General features: G+C 65.3%; 13 protein-coding genes and 2 tRNA genes. 10 read left to right on the plus strand and 5 right to left on the minus strand.

Going from position 1 to position 17,674, the window contains the following annotated elements; all coding sequences use genetic code 11:
* Nucleotides 1-17: 17 nt before the first annotated feature.
* Nucleotides 18-2,075 carry an ATP-dependent DNA helicase RecG gene (gene recG / locus CA833_RS17305; RefSeq protein ID WP_142633059.1) on the minus strand — a complete coding sequence of 686 codons (2,058 nt, stop codon included), beginning with the start codon at nt 2,073-2,075 and terminating at the stop codon, nt 18-20.
* Nucleotides 2,076-2,182: 107 nt separating this feature from the next.
* On the opposite strand from recG, the gene CA833_RS17310 reads away from it, so the two are divergent.
* Genes CA833_RS17310 through mfd form a run of 3 tightly spaced genes read left to right on the plus strand, consistent with a single transcriptional unit; the run spans nt 2,183 to nt 6,443 of the window.
* Nucleotides 2,183-2,605, plus strand: coding sequence for a host attachment protein (locus tag CA833_RS17310; protein ID WP_142633057.1), 423 nt, complete (start codon nt 2,183-2,185; stop codon nt 2,603-2,605).
* Between the two features lie 45 nt (nt 2,606-2,650).
* Nucleotides 2,651-2,932, plus strand: a complete 282-nt coding sequence (locus CA833_RS17315; protein WP_207078752.1) for a succinate dehydrogenase assembly factor 2 — start codon at nt 2,651-2,653, stop codon at nt 2,930-2,932.
* Nucleotides 2,933-2,957: 25 nt separating this feature from the next.
* The gene (gene mfd, locus CA833_RS17320; RefSeq protein ID WP_207078753.1) at nt 2,958-6,443 is read left to right on the plus strand and encodes a transcription-repair coupling factor; all 3,486 of its coding nucleotides are present in this window, start codon (nt 2,958-2,960) and stop codon (nt 6,441-6,443) included.
* Nucleotides 6,444-6,473: 30 nt separating this feature from the next.
* Here the strand turns inward: mfd and CA833_RS17325 are convergent, their stop codons facing one another.
* The gene (locus CA833_RS17325; RefSeq protein ID WP_207078754.1) at nt 6,474-7,799 is read right to left on the minus strand and encodes an EAL domain-containing protein; all 1,326 of its coding nucleotides are present in this window, start codon (nt 7,797-7,799) and stop codon (nt 6,474-6,476) included.
* Nucleotides 7,800-7,948: 149 nt separating this feature from the next.
* Between CA833_RS17325 and CA833_RS17330 the strand changes: the two genes are divergently transcribed.
* The 3 genes from CA833_RS17330 (at nt 7,949) to CA833_RS17340 (ending at nt 9,107) form a co-directional block, all read left to right on the plus strand.
* Complete coding sequence (locus tag CA833_RS17330) at nt 7,949-8,728, plus strand: NAD kinase (protein WP_142633051.1); 780 nt, start codon at nt 7,949-7,951, stop codon at nt 8,726-8,728.
* Between the two features lie 146 nt (nt 8,729-8,874).
* A tRNA-Asn gene (locus CA833_RS17335) sits at nt 8,875-8,949 on the plus strand.
* An 83-nt stretch (nt 8,950-9,032) separates the two neighbouring features.
* Nucleotides 9,033-9,107, plus strand: a tRNA-Asn gene (locus CA833_RS17340).
* A gap of 227 nt (nt 9,108-9,334) precedes the next feature.
* Here the strand turns inward: CA833_RS17340 and secA are convergent.
* Entirely contained in the window at nt 9,335-12,073 is a 2,739-nt protein-coding gene (gene secA, locus CA833_RS17345) for a preprotein translocase subunit SecA (protein ID WP_142633049.1), read from the minus strand.
* Nucleotides 12,074-12,182: 109 nt separating this feature from the next.
* Entirely contained in the window at nt 12,183-12,461 is a 279-nt protein-coding gene (locus CA833_RS17350; RefSeq protein ID WP_142633047.1) for a hypothetical protein, read from the minus strand.
* A 127-nt stretch (nt 12,462-12,588) separates the two neighbouring features.
* Between CA833_RS17350 and argJ the strand changes: the two genes are divergently transcribed.
* The 4 genes from argJ (at nt 12,589) to CA833_RS17370 (ending at nt 16,701) form a co-directional block, all read left to right on the plus strand.
* Complete coding sequence (gene argJ / locus CA833_RS17355) at nt 12,589-13,815, plus strand: bifunctional glutamate N-acetyltransferase/amino-acid acetyltransferase ArgJ (RefSeq protein WP_207078755.1); 1,227 nt, start codon at nt 12,589-12,591, stop codon at nt 13,813-13,815.
* Between the two features lie 2 nt (nt 13,816-13,817).
* Nucleotides 13,818-14,441 (plus strand): glutathione S-transferase family protein, encoded by a 624-nt coding sequence (locus CA833_RS17360; RefSeq protein WP_207078756.1) that lies wholly within the window; start codon nt 13,818-13,820, stop codon nt 14,439-14,441.
* Between the two features lie 23 nt (nt 14,442-14,464).
* Nucleotides 14,465-15,277 carry an inositol monophosphatase family protein gene (locus CA833_RS17365; RefSeq protein ID WP_207078757.1) on the plus strand — a complete coding sequence of 271 codons (813 nt, stop codon included), beginning with the start codon at nt 14,465-14,467 and terminating at the stop codon, nt 15,275-15,277.
* A 482-nt stretch (nt 15,278-15,759) separates the two neighbouring features.
* Nucleotides 15,760-16,701 (plus strand): hypothetical protein, encoded by a 942-nt coding sequence (locus CA833_RS17370; RefSeq protein ID WP_207078758.1) that lies wholly within the window; start codon nt 15,760-15,762, stop codon nt 16,699-16,701.
* Nucleotides 16,702-17,353: 652 nt separating this feature from the next.
* Here CA833_RS17370 and trxA read toward each other — a convergent pair.
* Entirely contained in the window at nt 17,354-17,674 is a 321-nt protein-coding gene (gene trxA / locus CA833_RS17375; RefSeq protein ID WP_142633036.1) for a thioredoxin, read from the minus strand.

A 17,674-nucleotide genomic window follows, 5' to 3' on the forward strand; every position in this document is an offset into this window, starting at 1 on the left:
TTTATGGAGAGAGGCGCTCAACCGCCTCGCAGAAGCTGCACACCCCAATCCCGCTCGAACAGATAGAGCAGCAGCCGTGCCGCCTCGCCGCGCGGACCGGTGAGGCCGCCGTCACGCTCGATCAGCAACCGCGCGTCATCATGGGCCAGCGGCAGCAGCTTGGTGATCTGCTCAAGGCTCGCAATGCGGAACGGCGTGTCGCCCGACTGCCGCGTGCCCAGCAGTTCGCCGCCGCCGCGCAGCTGCAGATCCTCTTCCGCCAGACGGAAGCCGTCCTGCGTCTCGCGCATCAGGGCAAGACGCTGACGGGCGGTTTCACTCAGCTGCTGCCCCCGTAGCAGCAGGCATGTCGATTTCTCGCTGCCGCGCCCCACGCGTCCGCGCAACTGGTGAAGCTGGGCAAGACCGAAACGCTCCGCCTGCTCGATCACCATCAACGTGGCGTTGGGCACGTCAACACCAACCTCGATCACCGTCGTCGCCACCAGCACCGAAGCCTCGCCACTGGCAAAGCGCTCCATGCCCGCGTCCTTCGCCTCCGGCTTCAACTGCCCATGGACAAGCACGACCGTATCGCCGAATCGCTCCTTCAGCGTCGCATAACGCGCCTCGGCAGCAGCCAGATCGTCGTTCTCGCTTTCACTCACCATCGGACAGACCCAATAGGCCTGCTGCCCGGTCTCGATATGGCGGGCGATGGCACCGACGACGTCGCCCATGCGCTCCACCGAGACGACGCGGGTGTCGATCGCCTGGCGCCCCGGAGGCAATTCATCGAGCTTGGAGACTTCCATCTCGCCGTATTGTGCCAAAGTCAGCGTGCGCGGGATCGGCGTGGCAGTCATCGCCAGCGTATGCGGCGTGCGCCGCCCCTTGCGGGCGAGCATCAGCCGCTGGCCAACGCCAAAACGGTGCTGCTCGTCGATCACCACCAGCGCGAGATTGCGATAGGACACCGTGTCCTGGAAAATCGCATGGGTGCCCACGACGATATCTATGGAGCCACCGATCAGCCCCATGAGGATCGCCTCGCGCGCCTTGCCCTTGTCGCGCCCGGTCAGCAGCGCAATCTCGACGCCCGTGCCCTGCAGCATCCGCGCGAGCGTCTCATAGTGCTGGCGGGCAAGGATTTCGGTTGGCGCCAGCAAGGCGGCCTGCGCCCCCGCCTCCACCGCGATCAGCATCGCGTTAAGCGCGACGACCGTCTTGCCCGCACCGACATCGCCCTGCAGCAAGCGCAGCATCGGTGCCTGCTGCGCAACATCGCCCTCGATCTCGTCGATCGAGCGCTTCTGCGCGCCGGTCAGCGCGAAAGGCAGCTTGAGCTTGGCACGCAGCGAACCGTCGCCTTTCAGCGGCGTGCCCGACTGGCGGCGATTGCTCTCGCGCACCAGCATCAGCGCCAGCGCGTTGGCCAGCAATTCGTCATAGGCCAGGCGGTCGCGCGCAGGCCCGTTGACGCCGCGATGCGCCTCCATCACCGCCTCGCGCCAGGCAGGCCACTTCATCTTGTCGTAGAGACTGGGCTCGATCCATTCCGCCAATTCCGGCAGGACCTTGAGCGCCTGCTGGACCAGACCGCCCACGCGCCCCTGCGTCAGTCCTTCAGACAGCGGATAGACCGCCTCGCACAGCTGCCCCACCGGCGCGGCGCTGTCCTCCGAAACATGTTCGGGGTGCACCATCTGGAGCATCTGGCCGTACTGGTCGAGCCGACCGGCCACCCAGCGCGTCTCGCCCACCGGAAGCTGCTTTTTCGCGGTGTAGGAGGCGCGGCCGAAATAGGTGATCGAGCAAATGTTGCCGAGCGCGTCTTCGGTCACCACCCGGAACGGCCCGCGCCCGGACGAGGCGCGATGCTCGCGCACCGTCAACTGGACGATGACGTTCTCGCCGACGTTGGCCTCGTCCAGATGGGTGACCGCGCGCCGCTCCACGAAACGATCGGGCAAGTGATAGACAAGATCCCGCAGCCGCGTGAGGCCCAGCTTTTCGAGCGGGCGCTTGAGCTTGGGGCCCACGCCGTCGAGGGCATCGGTTTCGACAAACAGGCAATTCAGAGCTTCGGGCCGCATGAGCAGCCTCTTAGCGCGAGTGCGGCGCGTTTCACCAGACCGATGGGGAACGGATTTGCGGACAGACCCGTTGCCTTGGTGAACCCAACTGCACAGGAGAGCCATTCATGCGGATGTCCCGCGGAACCGTTTTCGCAATCGTCGACGGCGAGAACTTCGAACTCTACCGCAATTCGGGCGCCGAGGCCGCCCCGCGGCTGACGGCCATGGAGCCCCCCGCGCTGGAGGCCACCAACTTCAGCGCCGGCGCCCGCCGCAGCGACGCGCCAAGGCGCCATCAGGCCCGCACCGGCGACGGCAGCAACGACTCGCACGACGAGAGCGCCCATGTCGCCGCCGTGACCGGATGGCTCAACCAGCAGGTACTGGAAGGGGAAATCGCCGAACTGGTCATCGTCGCCGATCCGCGCTCCCTTGGTGAGATGCGAAGGCACTACCACAAGGAACTGAAAGCCTCGCTGCGGGCCGAAGTGCCCAAGACGCTGACCGGCAGACCCGTCAGCGAGATCATCAAGGTGATCCAGCGCTAACCCAAAACCTTGCTCATGCCCGCGCCGTATCGTAACGGCGCGGGCATGACCGAACTCACGCCCCAAAAGCAGGCACGGCTCGCCCGCCTCAAGTTCCGCGCCTGGCATCGCGGCACGCGCGAGGCCGATTACATGATCGGCTGCTTCTTCGACAAATTCCACGCAGAGTGGTCCGACACCGAGATCGACCTCTTCGAAACGATGATCGAGGAAGAAGACGTCGACATCATGGCATGGGCGCTGGGCACCCAGAGCATTCCCGAGGAATATCGCGGTGCCTTGATGGACCGCATGATGAAGCTCGATTACGTCGATATTCCGCGCTGATTTCATAAGGCAGACTGACTGCGGCATGGCCGAATTCCAACGCATTGTCTCGGCTACCTCGCCGCTTACCCTCGCCTCGGTCACGCGCGGGGCCCAGCCTCTGGTCATGGCGGACCTTGCCCGCGCCGTGGCAAGCAAGAGTTCCGGAGGCCGGGCGGTCTTCATTGCCGACAACGAAAGCGCCATGCGCGCCGTTGCCGAAGCCGCGCAGTTCTTCGCGCCGGAACTGGATGTCGTTGAATTCCCCGCGTGGGACTGCCTGCCCTACGACCGCGCCAGCCCTGCCCTTTCGGTCAGTGCCCGCCGTCTGGCCGCGCTGCACCGGCTCCAGCTCAAGCGCACCGGCCCGCAGCTTCTCGTCACCACCGCCAATGCCGTGCTCCAGCGCGTGCTCACGCCGTTCCGCATTCGCGAATCGGTGCGCCTGCTCAAGCCTGGGGCGGAAATCGGCCATGAAAGTCTGATCGCGCTGCTGCGCCGTCAGGGCTACCAGCGCAGCGACACCGCGATCGACGCAGGCGAGTTCGCCGTGCGCGGCTCGATCTTCGATATCGTGCCTTCGGGGCTTGAAGGCGGCCTGCGGCTCGACTTCTTCGGCGACGAGCTGGAAACGCTGCGCCTGTTCGATACCGGCACCCAGCGCTCCACCGGCACCGTCCCCGAACACCTGCTGCTCCCCGCCAGCGAGGCGCTGATCGACGAGGACAGCGTCAAGCGCTTCCGCAGCCGCTACCGCGAGATGTTCGGCGCCAATGCCACGGCGGACCCACTCTATCAGGCGGTCAGCGACGGCCGCCGCCTTGCCGGCATGGAACACTGGCTGCCGCTATTCGAAGACCGTCTGGTCACGCTGTTCGATCACCTTTCGAACGACGACCTGCTGGTGATCGACAGCCCGGCGCTCGGCGCCGCCGACGAGCGCTTCACCGACATTGCGGACTATCACAAGGCCCGCCTCGAAACCTCCGGCCAGAAGGCGGGATCGTACCGCCCGCTTGCGATCGACGCGCTCTACCTGGGCCGCGAGGAGTTCGAGCAGGCCGTGGCCGCCTTCCCGGTCCACCGCGCCGATCCTTTCGCGCAGCCGGAAAGCACCAAGGTCATCGACTTCGGCTTCGGCAATGCCCGCGACTTCACGCCCGAGCGCGCCCGCGGCGACAATGCCTATGAGGCTGCCGCCAAGCACCTCCACGCCGTCGCCAAGACCGGCCGCAAGGCGATCCTGGCCGCCTATTCCACCGGCAGCCGCGCCCGTCTGGTCTCCATCCTGGGTGAGGCACAGGGACCCGAGCCCAAGCTGGCCGAGACATGGCAAGAAGCCCTCGGCCTTGCCGTTCAGGGCCGCTCCGCCGCGCTGGTGCTGCCGCTGGAGACCGGCTTCTCCAACGATGCGGTCGAAGTCGTCACCGAGCAGGACATCCTGGGCGATCGCCTTGTCCGCCGGAAGAAAAAGAAGAAGGATTCCGACGCCTTCCTCGCCGAACTGGCGGCGCTGACGCCCGGCGACCTGATCGTCCACATGGACCACGGCATCGGTCGCTACGAAGGCCTGCAGTCGATCCCGGTCGGCAAGAGCCCGCACGACTGCGTGATGCTGACCTATGCGGGCGGCGACAAGCTCTACATACCGGTCGAAAATCTCGACGTCCTCTCCCGCTACGGCAGCGAGGCGGAAGGCGTCGCGCTCGACAAGCTGGGCGGAGAAGCATGGCAGAAACGCCGCGCCAGGCTGAAGGAACGCATCCGCGAAATCGCGGGTGAACTGATGAAGACCGCGGCCGCGCGTGCCCTGCGCGTTGCCCCGGCGCTGCTGCCCGAAAAGTCGAGCTACGACCAGTTCGTGGACCGTTTCCCCTGGCAGGAAACCGAGGACCAGGAACACGCCATCGACGACGTGCTCGGCGATCTGGCCGAAGGCAAGCCGATGGACCGCCTCGTCTGTGGCGATGTCGGCTTCGGCAAGACCGAAGTGGCCCTGCGTGCCGCCTTCGTCGCCGCCATGGCGGGCCAGCAGGTTGCCGTCGTCGCGCCGACCACCCTGCTCGCACGCCAGCACTATGCGAGCTTTGCCGAACGCTTCAACGGCTTCCCGCTGGAAGTGGGCCGCCTGTCGCGCCTCGTGCCCGAGAAGGAAGCCAAGGCCACCCGCGAGGGCCTTACCGCAGGCACCATGGACGTGGTCTGCGGCACCCACGCGATCCTCTCGAAAACCGTCAATTTCAAGCGCCTCGGCCTCGTCATCGTCGACGAGGAACAGCGCTTCGGCGTCAATCACAAGGAGCGCCTGAAGCAGCTTCGCACCGACGTGCACGTGCTGACGCTCACCGCCACGCCGATCCCGCGCACGCTGCAAATGGCAATGTCCGGCCTGCGCGAACTTTCCACCATCCAGACCCCGCCGGTCGACCGCCTCGCCGTGCGTACGTACGTGATGGAATGGGACGAGATGGTGATGCGCGAGGCGCTGCTGCGCGAACACCATCGCGGCGGCCAGAGCTTCATCGTCGTGCCGCGCATCTCGGACATGGCCGAAGTCGAGGAATGGCTCGCCAAGAGCGTGCCCGAAGTGAAGGTCATCTCCGCCCACGGCCAGATGAGCGCGGGCGAAGTGGAAGAGCGCATGAGCGCCTTCTACGAGGGCAAGTACGAAGTCCTGCTGTCGACCACCATCGTCGAGAGCGGCATCGACATTCCGCGCGCCAACACGATCATCATCCACCGCGCCGACCGCTTCGGCCTTGCCCAGCTTTACCAACTGCGCGGACGCGTGGGCCGATCGAAACTCCGCGCCTATGCCTATCTCACGACACCGGCGGGCCGCGCGCTCTCGGAAGTGGCCGAAAAGCGCCTCAAGGTATTGAGCGATCTCGATTCGCTGGGTGCCGGCTTCCAGCTTGCCAGCCACGATCTCGACATTCGCGGCGCGGGCAACCTGCTGGGTGATGAGCAGTCCGGCCATATCCGCGAGGTTGGCTTCGAACTCTACCAGTCGATGCTGGAGGACGCGATCCTCGAGGCCCGCGCGGGCGGCGTCGGGCTGGAGAAGGATACCTCGGGCCTGTCTCCGCAGATCACGGTGGAAGCGCCGATCATGATCCCGGAGGACTACGTTCCCGATCTGGCCGTGCGCATGGCGCTCTATCGCCGCCTCAACGATGCGGACAGCAAGGACGAGATCGAATCGCTCTCGGCCGAAATGATCGACCGCTTCGGACCGCTGCCGAGCGCCACGTCGAACCTCGTCCAGCTTATCCAGATCAAGCGGCAGGCGATCGAGGCGCATATCGCCAAGATCGACGTCGGCCCGCGCGGCACGCTGGTCAGCTTCCACAACGACAGCTTCCCGAACCCCATGGGCCTGATCGCCTATGCCGAGCGGCTTCAGGGCGCGGTCAAGCTGCGGCCGGACAACAAGCTGGTGCTGCAACGCGCCTGGGGCGATCCCAAGAGCCGCCTCAACGGGTTGCTGCAATTGACCAAGGGCCTCGCGGCGGTGGCGCGGAAGGGATAAGCGACGGCAGCGCGCAAGAAATAGGCGCCGCTATCCCGCCGTGCGGGCCAGCCTGCCGAACATCGCTATGCTCATCGGTTGCGCGCGCAGGAACCCCTGATAATAGGCACAGCCCTCGCGCGCGGCGACCTGGCGCTGGGCCTCTTCCTCGATACCCTCGGCGATGACCTGAAGGTCCAGCGCCTTCGCCATCGCAACGATGGCACGCAGCACCGCCACGTCGCGCTTGTCGGTGGTGATGCCGTCGATCATCGAGCGATCGAGCTTGAGGTAGTGGATCGGCAGGACCTTGAGATAGCGGAAGTTGCAGAAGCCCGCCCCGAAGTCATCCAATGCGATGCGGATGCCCTGCGCCGAGAATTCCGCCAGGATCTGCGCAGCCTGCGAGATATCGCCGATCAGGGCCTGTTCGGTCACTTCCAGCGTCAGCCTGCGCGGCGGAAACCCGCTCGCGCGGACAAGGTCCAGCATCTGGCGCACGTAATTGCCGAAGGCGAGGTCCGCCGGCGTGACATTGATCGACAACCGCAAGGCCTTGGGCCAGTTGCCCGCCGCTTCCAGCGCCTTGGCGGCGATGTGACGGGAGAGCGGCGCCACGTGGTCGGCCCGCTCGGCAATGGCAAAAAGGCCGCCCGCACCGATCCGCCCCAGGCGCGGATGCTTCCAGCGTGCCAGGGCTTCCGCCCCGGTCAGCCGGTCGTCCTCGAGGCTGAACTGCGGCTGGAACAGGATCTCGATCTCGTCGCGGTCGATCGCGCCGAGCAGATCGGCCTCAAGCTGCGCAGCCGAATGGCCGGGCGGGGTTGCTTCGCCCTCGGCCCAGGCAAGCCGCGTGCCTTGCTGGTCGCGCGCGGATTCCAGCGCGTGGCCGAGCCGGTCCAGCATCGAATCCACGCCTTCGTCGGCCAGCGCGCGAATCAGGGCGATGCGCGGCGACAGGCGCAAGACTCCCGAGGGCACCGCGATGGGGCGCGACACCGCCTCGGCCAACTGATCGGCAACCAGTTGCCAGCGCTCCCGGCTGCATGCCTCATTGGCGACCAGCACGAAGGAACCGCCCCCGGCACGCGCCAGCAGCCAGTGACCGTCGAGTTCCTCGTTCGCGAAATGCGCGATGCGGCTCGCCACTTCTTCCAGCGCCCCGTCACCCGCAGCCGCGCCATAGGCCATGTTGATGGCATCGAGCCGGCGCAGGCCGAGCAGCATCGCATGGATATGTGCGCCCGGCCCATTCTCGCTCGCCTGGCGCCAGGCGGCGATCCGTTCGCGCACGGCATCAAGCCCCGGAATTCCGGTCAATCTATCCTCAAGACCGCGTGCCAGCTCTGCCGGCACCCCTTCCCTGCTCAAAACCATGCGCCTTTCCTAACCCCACCCCCATAACGCAAGCCCCTTGCAAAAGCGTTCAAAATTCGAAAGGTCCGACGAAGTGACGAAGGCGTCACGGTCACGCCTCGCCGACCGCGGCACCGGGGCGCAGCATGACCGCCTCAAGGAAATGAAGAATGAGCGACGAACCCCGGCTGGCCCTCATCGTTTCGGACAGCGCCAAGGCACAGGAAGGCGCAGACGCCTTACGTGATGCCCATGGCTGGGTAAGCCCGGAAGAAGCCGATGTCTTCGTGGTGCTGGGCGGCGACGGTTTCCTGCTGCACGTCCTCCACGAGATGCTCGACCGCGACCGCATCAAGCCGGTCTACGGCATGAACCTGGGAACGGTGGGTTTCCTGATGAACGGGCCGCACGACCATATCCCGATCATCCATAGGGTGATGGAAGCGCACCGCGTGCCCGTGACCCCGCTGCGCATGTACGCGGTCAGCAACGACGGACGTGAGTACAAATATTACGCCATCAACGAAGTCTCGCTGCTGCGCGAAACCCGCCAGACCGCCAAGCTGGAAGTGCGCATCAACGGGCGCGTGCGGATGGAGGAACTGGTGGGCGACGGGGTGCTGGTGGCAACGCCGGTCGGCTCCACCGCCTACAATCTCTCCGCCGATGGCCCGATCCTGCCGCTCGGTGCCCCGATGCTGGCGCTGACGCCGCTCAGCCCCTTCCGCCCGCGCCGCTGGAAAGGCGCGATCCTGCCCGAAAGCGCCGAGGTCGAATTCCACGTCAACGAGTCCGAAAAGCGCCCCGTCGCCGCCGTGGCCGACCAGAAGGAAGTGCGCGACGTGAAGTCGGTGCGAATCCGCGCGACCTACGAAAAGGAACTGACACTGCTGTTCGACCCCGGATTCACGCTGGAAGAACGTATCTTCGCCGAGCAGTTCCAGGTCTGAAATCACAGCAATTCCGCGCCTCCCGGCACCGAACCATCACCTGTGGAAAAATTTTCGCCGCATTTTGCTCAAAGTCAGGGTTGCCAATCCCTACGGCACTGTTATAGGCGCACCCCTGCCCAGCGGTGGAAACACTGACAGGCCGGTCCCCGATAGCTCAGCGGTAGAGCATTCGACTGTTAATCGAATGGCCGTAGGTTCGAATCCTACTCGGGGAGCCACTTCTTTTGAAGGGTTCGAAGCGGTATCGAAAGATGCCGAAAGCAACTCTTCCGCCCGCCGGTGGAAACACCGACCAGGCTGTTCCCCGATAGCTCAGCGGTAGAGCATTCGACTGTTAATCGAATGGCCGTAGGTTCGAATCCTACTCGGGGAGCCACCTTTCCAACCAGACATCGCCAGCCCTTCGCCCCGTGCCGACCTGCCAGGTCAGCACGCGTTTTTGCGTGCCCGCCGTTCGCAAGGGTGCCCGGCACAAGGATCGGCCAAAGGAAAAGGGCCGCAGCTTCCGCTGCAGCCCTCTCGATGCTCGAAGAAGGCCGAGAGAAACGCTCCCGGCCCACCTCATGCGGCTCAGGCCCTTGCCCTGCCAGACCCTTGTCCTGCTCAGGCCAGTGCGCCGTGGCAGTGCTTGTACTTCTGGCCCGAGCCGCAAGGGCACAGTGCATTGCGGCTGAGCGGCAGGTCGGCATAGGGGTTCTCGCCCGCGCCACCAAGGCCGACACCCGCCTGCGGGCTGCCGGCCAGCGACCCGAACAGTTCGGGCACCATCGCCGAGCCATCGCCGTCGTTCGAATTGTCGATGCCGGTCAGCGGATCGATATGGCCGGTCAGGAAGTCCGGCAGTTCGGGAAGCTGCACCGGCTCCGGGATCTGCAACTGGCTGACCGCCAGGATGCGCGTCACGTCTTCGCGGATCGTGTCCAGCATGCGCTCGAACAGACCGAAGGCTTCGGTCTTGTATTCGTTGATCGGCGTCTTCTGGGCATAGGCGCGCAGGAACACCACCTGACGCAGCGCGTCGAGGGTAGCGAGATGCTCCTTCCAGTAGTGGTCGATGCGGTCGAGCAGGATCGACTTCTCGACCTGGCGCCAGATCGCCGGATCGTCGTTCGCCATCTTCTCGGCCATGTGCGCGTCGGCCATGGCGGCAATGCGCTCCTCGACGAGTTCGGGATCGACGCCGTCCTCTTCGATCCACGCCTCGACAGGTACGTCGAGCGCAAGGATCTCGGCCGCCTTGGCCTTCAGACCCTCGACGTTCCAGTGCTCGGGGTAGGAACCCTGCGGGCAGGCATCGGCAACAATGGAGTTCACCGTATCGGTGCGCATGTCGATCACGACATCGTCCACCGTCTCGGCGTCCATGATGTCCGAGCGCTGCTCGTAGATCACCTTGCGCTGGTCGTTCATCACGTCGTCGTACTCGACGACCTGCTTGCGCACTTCGTAGTTGCGCGCCTCGACCTTCTTCTGCGCGGTCTCGATCGCCTTCGACAGCCACTTGGAGCCAATCGCCTCGCCATCGGCCAGGTTGCTGTTCATCATCTTGGCGAACAGCGTGTCCGGACCGAAGATGCGCAGCAGGTCGTCCTCGAGGCAGAGGTAGAACTTCGACAGGCCCGGGTCGCCCTGACGGCCCGAACGGCCGCGCAGCTGGTTATCGATGCGGCGGCTTTCGTGGCGCTCGGTACCGATCACGCAGAGACCGCCGGCGGCGAGCACCAGGCGCTTCTGCTCGGCCACTTCCGCCTTGATGCGAGCAATCGCCTCGTCACGCTCCGGCCCCTCGGGCATGTCGCGCAGTTCGTCCTCGACGCGGAACTCGACGTTGCCGCCCAGCTGGATGTCGGTGCCGCGGCCCGCCATGTTGGTGGCAATCGTCACCGCGCCAAGACTGCCCGCCTGGGCAACGATGTGGGCTTCCATCTCGTGGAAACGGGCATTGAGGACCGAGTGCTTGACGCCTTCCTTGTTGAGGAAGTCCGAGAGCAGTTCCGACTTCTCGATCGACACCGTGCCGACAAGCACCGGCTGGCCGATCTCGTGCTTCTCGCGGATCAGCTTGGCGATGGCGCCGAACTTGTCGAGCGTGTTCTTGTAGAACTCGTCTTCCTCGTCGATGCGCTGGATCGGCACATTGGTCGGGATGGTGACGACGTTCATCTTGTAGATGTCGTAGAACTCGGCCGCCTCGGTGGCAGCCGTGCCGGTCATGCCCGAAAGCTTCGGGTACATGCGGAAGTAGTTCTGGAAGGTGATCGAGGCGAGCGTCTGGTTCTCGGGCTCGATCTTGACGCCTTCCTTGGCCTCGACCGCCTGGTGCAGACCGTTCGACCAGCGGCGACCGTCCATCATGCGGCCGGTGAATTCGTCGATGATGACGACCTTGCCGTCCTTGACGATGTAATCGGTGTCACGCTTGAACATGACCACGGCCTTGAGGCTCTGGTCGAGGTGATGGACGACCTGGGTGTTCTCGACGTCGTAGAGGTTCGAGCCGACCAGCAGCCCTGCGGCCTCGAGCATGCGCTCGGCCTTCTCGACGCCGTCTTCGGTCAGGCTGATGTTCTTGGTCTTCTCGTCGGTCTCGTAGTCCTCGGGGACAAACTGCTTCACGACAGCATCGACCTGAAGGTAGAGTTCCGACTTGTCGTCGGTCGGCCCCGAGATGATCAGCGGGGTACGCGCTTCGTCGATCAGGATCGAATCGACTTCGTCGACGATCGCGAAGTTGAAGGGGCGCTGCACCATCTGGCTGCGCTCGTGCTTCATGTTGTCGCGCAGGTAGTCGAAACCGAACTCGTTGTTGGTGCCGTAGGTGATGTCCGCGGCATAGGCATCGCGGCGTTCCCACTCGTTGAGATTGGGGACAATCACGCCGATGGTGAGGCCGAGGAAGTTGTGCAGCTTGCCCATCTGCTCCGCGTCGCGGCGGGCGAGATAGTCGTTGACGGTGACGACGTGGACGCCCTTGCCCTCGATGGCATTGAGGTAGGTGGCGGTAGTCGCCACCAGGGTCTTGCCTTCACCGGTGCGCATTTCCGCGATTTCGCCGCGGTGGAGGACGATGCCGCCGATCAGCTGCACGTCGAAGTGGCGCATGCCGAACACGCGCTTCGAAGCCTCGCGCACGGTGGCGAAGGCTTCGGGCAGGATCTTGTCGAGCGTGCTGCCATTCGCGAGCATTTCGCGGAACTTGGGCGTCTGCGCGGCCAGCTCCTCGTCGCTCATGGCTTCGAGAACGGGCTCGAACCCGGCGATCTGGGCAACGACCTTGTCGAGCGACTTGACGTAGCGGTCGTTGGACGAACCGAAAATGGACTTGGCGAGTGCGCCGAACATGGCGGGAATCCCTGTTTTACTTGGATATCGTGAATGACGGACATGTGCGCCTCCGCCTCGTGGCAGAGCGCAGAAAATAGCTTCGCGAGGATGCGAAAGGTCGGCGCGCTTACTCGCGCGCGCGGTCTATCCCGGTCAGGACCGAAGGCACCGCCAGCGAAACCGGCACCGCGACAAGCGGCGGGGCATGGCGGCGGGCATTGCGCAGGCCCGGCTCGGGCAAGCGCGCAAGGGCAACCGGCGCACGCGGCGCCTTGGCAGCCACGGCAGCCTCGGTCAGCACCACCTGCAGGCTCGCCACCTGCGACGCACGCGCCTCGGCAGGGCCGATCTGCGCGGCAAGGCCCGTCAGCAGGGCCAGCAGGGTGAGGATCAGGCGATTTGCCATGGCGGATCAGATAAGGGCGGCTCGGCGCCATGTCCACACCAGAGAACGCCCTGCCCCGAGTTTACACACGTATCCCCGCATGCACCACGACTCTTGACCTGCCGCACCCACGCGCTACGCACCCGCCATGGCCTATCCCACCTCACCGCTCGCCTCGCCCTTCCCCGCCATGCCGCCGATCGCCGGCGTCACCCCGCACGTCGTGCGCGCAGGGTACAAGGACTGGGGCCGGTGCGACCTCACTTACGTGGAACTGGACGAGGGCACTGCCGTCGCGGGCGTGTTCACCAGGAACCTGTGCTGCTCCAGCGAAGTGGAACTGGGCCGCGCCAACGTGAAGCAGGGTCATGCCCGCGCACTGGTGGTCAATGCGGGCAATTCCAATGCCTTCACCGGCTACCGGGGCCGCGAGGCGGTGGAGCAGATCATGGATCAGGTCTCCGCCCATATCGGCTGCCCGCGTGAGCAGGTCTTTGTCTCCTCCACCGGCGTGATCGGCGTGCCGCTGCCCAAAGACAAGGCCCGCGAAGGCGTGGAGAAGGCCCTCGCCGCCCAGCCCTGCTCGTGGGAAGACATGGCCAACACCATTTCCACCACCGATACTTTCGCCAAGGGCGCGACGGCCACGGCAATGATCGGCGACACCAAGGTCACGCTCGCCGCCGTCATCAAGGGCTCGGGCATGATCGCACCGGACATGGCGACGATGCTCGGCTACATCTTCACCGATGCCGCCGTGGAGCCTGCCTTCCTGCAGGAATGCCTCGCCGCCGCGAACTTCCGCACGTTCTCGTGCATCACCGTCGATTCGGACACCTCCACCAGCGACACCGTGCTGGCCTTCGCCACCGGCAAGGCCGGCAACGCGCCGCTTGCCTCGATCGCCTCGCCCGGCGCCCATGCCTTTGCCGCCGCGATCCATGACGTCTGCCGCCAGCTCGCCCACCTCGTCGTGCGCGACGGCGAAGGCGCGCAGAAGTTCATCGAGGTTGCCGTCTCCGGCGCGGTCTCGGACGAAAGCGCGAGGCTGGTCGGCATGGCCATCGCCAACTCGCCGCTGGTGAAGACCGCCATTGCCGGCGAAGACGCCAACTGGGGCCGCGTGGTCATGGCCGTGGGCAAGGCGGGCGAACCGGCCGACCGCGACAAGCTCTCCATCGGCTTCGGCGGCACCTGGGCCGCGCGCGAGGGCCTGCCGCTCGCCGACTATGACGAGGCCCCCGTTGCCGCCCACCTCAAGGGGCAGGACGTCACCATCGAGGTCGATCTGGGCCTTGGCGAAGGCGCGGCCACCGTGTGGACCTGCGACCTCACGCATGGCTACATCTCGATCAACGCCGATTACAGGAGCTGAGCGTGCCCGCACCCGTGTTCACGATCTGGGGGCGCCTCAACTCCCACAACGTCAAGAAGGTCGCCTGGTTCGCCGAGGAACTTGGCCTGAATTACGTGCGTCACGATATCGGCGGCAAGTTCGGCTATACCGACGAGTACCTCGCCAAGAACCCGAACCGGCTGGTGCCGATGATCGAGGACGGCAAGCTCTCGCTGTGGGAATCGAACGCGATCCTGCGCTACATGGCGGCCGAGTACGGCGGTGAGCGCTGGTTCCAGCGCGACCCCATCGACCGCGCGCTGGCCGACCGCTGGATGGACTGGCAGATCACGTATGCCGATGCCCAGCGCCTCCCGTTCCTGTCGATGGCCCGCACCCCGCAGGACCAGTGGGACATGCCCGCCATCGAGCGGGACGTGAAGGCCTGCGCCGCCCACCTCGCGGTGCTGGAACGTTACCTTTCCGAAAAGCCCTGGCTCTCCGGCGGCCAGTTCGGCATCGGCGACATTCCCATGGGCGTCTATGCCTACACCTGGTTCAGCCTGCCGTTCGAGAAGCCGGAATTCCCCGCGGTGGGCGAATGGTACGCCCGCATCCGCGAGCGCAAGGGTTATGCCCAGCAGGTCATGATCCCGCTTACCTGATCCTCCCGTCAAAGGCCTCCCGCATGATCACCCCTTCGCTCAACGCCGCTGTCGAGACGATCATGCGCGAGGTGTCTCGCGACGTGATCCTGCGGCACTACCAGTCGCTGTCCGCCGAACAGATCGTCAGCAAGGCGGTGAACGACGTCGTCACCGTGGCCGACCGCGAGAGCGAGGCGATCCTTGCCGAGCGCCTCGCCGCCCTGCTGCCCGAGGCGGCTGTCGTGGGCGAGGAAGCCACTTTCGCCGACGAGAACGAACTGCTCAAGCTCAAGGACCGGCTCTGCTGGATCGTCGACCCGCTCGACGGCACCAACAACTTCGCATCCGGCAAGGCCCCCTTCGGCATGCTCATCGCGCTGGCCGACAAGGGCGAGACACTGGGCGGCTGGATTCTCGACTGCCTGACCGGCCGGTTCTGCCACGCCTCGGCGGGCGGCGGCGCCTGGGTGGACGGGGAACGCCTCACCGCCCGCGCCACCGGAGAGCAGCCGCCGGTCGCGGCGATCTCGCTGATCTTCACGCAGGAATCCCGCCGCGAGCAACTGCGCAGCGAAGTCGCCCCGCACTACCGCATGGTCGACATCCCCCGCTGCGCCGCCGAACAGTATCCCCGCCTTGCGCTCGGCCAGAACGACGTGGCGATCTTCGAGCGTACCCTGCCATGGGACCATGCGGCGGGCGCCCTGTTCCTCAACGAGGCCGGCGGCAAGTGCGCCCGCCCCGACGGCAGCGCCTACCGGGTCGACGAGATCGGTCGCACCGGCCTGATCGGTGCCTCCAGCCCGGCGCTGTTCGACGACCTCGCCGCCCGGCTCGCGGCCCTGCCCGATTAGAGACTGTTTGAAAAATGCCCGAAAGGGCATTTTGAGGACGGCACCAGCCCGCTCCCCCACCCGACCACCCACAGGATACTGCCGATGGGCGGTCGGGTGGGGGAGCGGGCTGGTGCCGCGAAATTCGCTTTTCGCGAATTTCCAAACGGGCTCTTAGGCCCCGCTTCAGCGTCATACTTTGGCACAAGGTGACACGCCGGTTGACACTGTTGACACGGTCCTGAGGAAAAACCGTCACCTTGCGCCGACTGTCACCTTGCGGCCTGATGACGAGCGATTTTCCCACGATTTCAAAGAGCATTTGTCGCGCACGATCATGCCAGATCGCCGCGATGTAGGAAAATCGCCAGATGCGAGCCGCCCCGCACGCATGCCCGTGAAAGCGCGGGCCTCCGCTTGCCCCATACCCCCACCTGCGGATTCCCCGGCCCTCCGGCGTCTCCGAACCGTTCCCTCAACAGGACGGGGATGGGAGAACGACGATGACGACATCGGGCGTGGCGGGCATATCCTGTGTCATTCTTGCGCTGACCCCATGTCTGGCGCCCAGTCCGGCCCTGGCGCATTCAGAAAAGAGTTGGGGCGAAGCGGGCTGGCGGTATCTTCCGCCTGCCGTGGCATGGTCGCTTTCGGACCTCGCCGCGCCCGATCAGAGCAAAGTGGAAGTCGTCGACCGCGACGACGGCAACGCCGGATGGCGACTGGAAGCCGTCGCCGTCCGATCCTACGATCCGCTGTCCCTCGCGCTTCCCGCAAGGCTGATCGACGACCATGACACCGCCCGGTTCCGCACCCGACATTTCAGCGCCAGCGCGTGGCATGCGCTGGGCGACCACGACACCCTGCGCTTCACCGCCGTCGCCGGTCGCACCAGCCGCCGCACCGACGATGCCGTGGTCCTTCCGGCCAAGACCCTGACCGGATTTGCCGGTGCGCAACTGGCCTGGGAGCATGCGCGAACGTGGTCTTTCTCGATCGGCCCTTTCAGGCAAGGCGGCTGGGGCGGCCGCTCGCTCGAAAGCGATCTGCTGCATTTCTCGCACGGCGAACCGCCTGCCGCGCGCGGTTTGAAGGCCTCCTGGCGCATGAGCCTGCAGGGCAACAACAACGACGGCGCCGGACGCGGTATCTGGGTCGGGCTGGATTCCCGTCTCGGCACCCGCGCAGCCGGACTCGGGGGTGCCCTGGCGCAGTCCGCGCTCCATGACTCCCGTCTCGGCCTTGTGCTTGCCGCCCAATTCTGGAGTCGAGTGGCCGGCTACCGAGCCTTGCCGAGCGAACAAGCCCCTGCTCTCTCGCCCTTCACCGACCAGCGCATGATGTCCGGCGGTGTCCTTTGCTGGCCTATTCCCGGGGCATCCGGCAGGTTCATCAACGGCTCCCTGCGGTTCTCGAAATCGAGCTTCAGCGCCGAGCCGCCGTAATTTCCCGAAACGTACATCATCAGCCGCGTCTGGAAGCGGGTCACCCTGCCCGTGTTCGCATCCTTCGAACTGGCATAGCCACCCTGGCAGGTCTGCGTCGCCTGCAATTGTCCCTGGCCCAGACGCATCTTCAGCGGACGGCACTGCGTCGTTCCCGCAGCCTGGGAGCGCCCCTCGCCCACCAGCAGGCGCACGAAGTCCTCCACTTGCGTATCGGCAAGGCAGAAGTGCCACTCGCGGTCCTTGCCCACGGCCATCGCCGTGTCACCCCCGTCGAGACTTTTGCCGATGCGATAGGACCGCGAAATCGTGACGAGCCAATCCCCGCCCTGCATCGTCCTCTGCTCGCGCGTGCCTTCGACAATGATATCCTGCGGATCGGCGCCGCCCTGCGCCTGCGCGGACCAGGCGGACGCCGCCATCAGGAAAACCGGAACCGCGCGCAACCAATGCATGGCAAGCCCTCTGCCAGTCAGCATCCGCAAGGATAAGTCGCTGCGGGCGAACAGCTTGGGATTATGGAAGAAATACCAAGAAATGCAACGCCCTGGCAGCTCCCACAATAAATGCAGAGGACAAAGAAAAACCCCCTCCACCGCGCAGGTGGAGAGGGTTCTCATTCATCCGGGGCAACAACGGCCCCCGTGAATTCTCAGAGTTCGCCTTCGAGCCAGCCCTTGAGCGCACTCTTGGGCGCCGCACCCAGCTTCTGGGCGACCGGCTTGCCGTCCTTGAACAGCACCATCAGCGGGATCGACTTCACGCCGATCTCGGCGGGGATGCCGGTGTTGGCCATGATGTCCATCTTGGCGATGGTGACCTTCTCGGACAGCTCGTCGCTGATCTCTTCGAGAGCGGGGCCGATCATCTTGCAGGGGCCGCACCAGTCGGCCCAGAAATCGACGAGAACGGGCTTGTCGGACTTCAGGACGTCGTCTTCGAAGCTGGCGTCGGTAACGGCAATGGTTGCCAT

The organism is Novosphingobium sp. KA1 (genome assembly GCF_017309955.1).
GTDB lineage: Bacteria > Pseudomonadota > Alphaproteobacteria > Sphingomonadales > Sphingomonadaceae > Novosphingobium.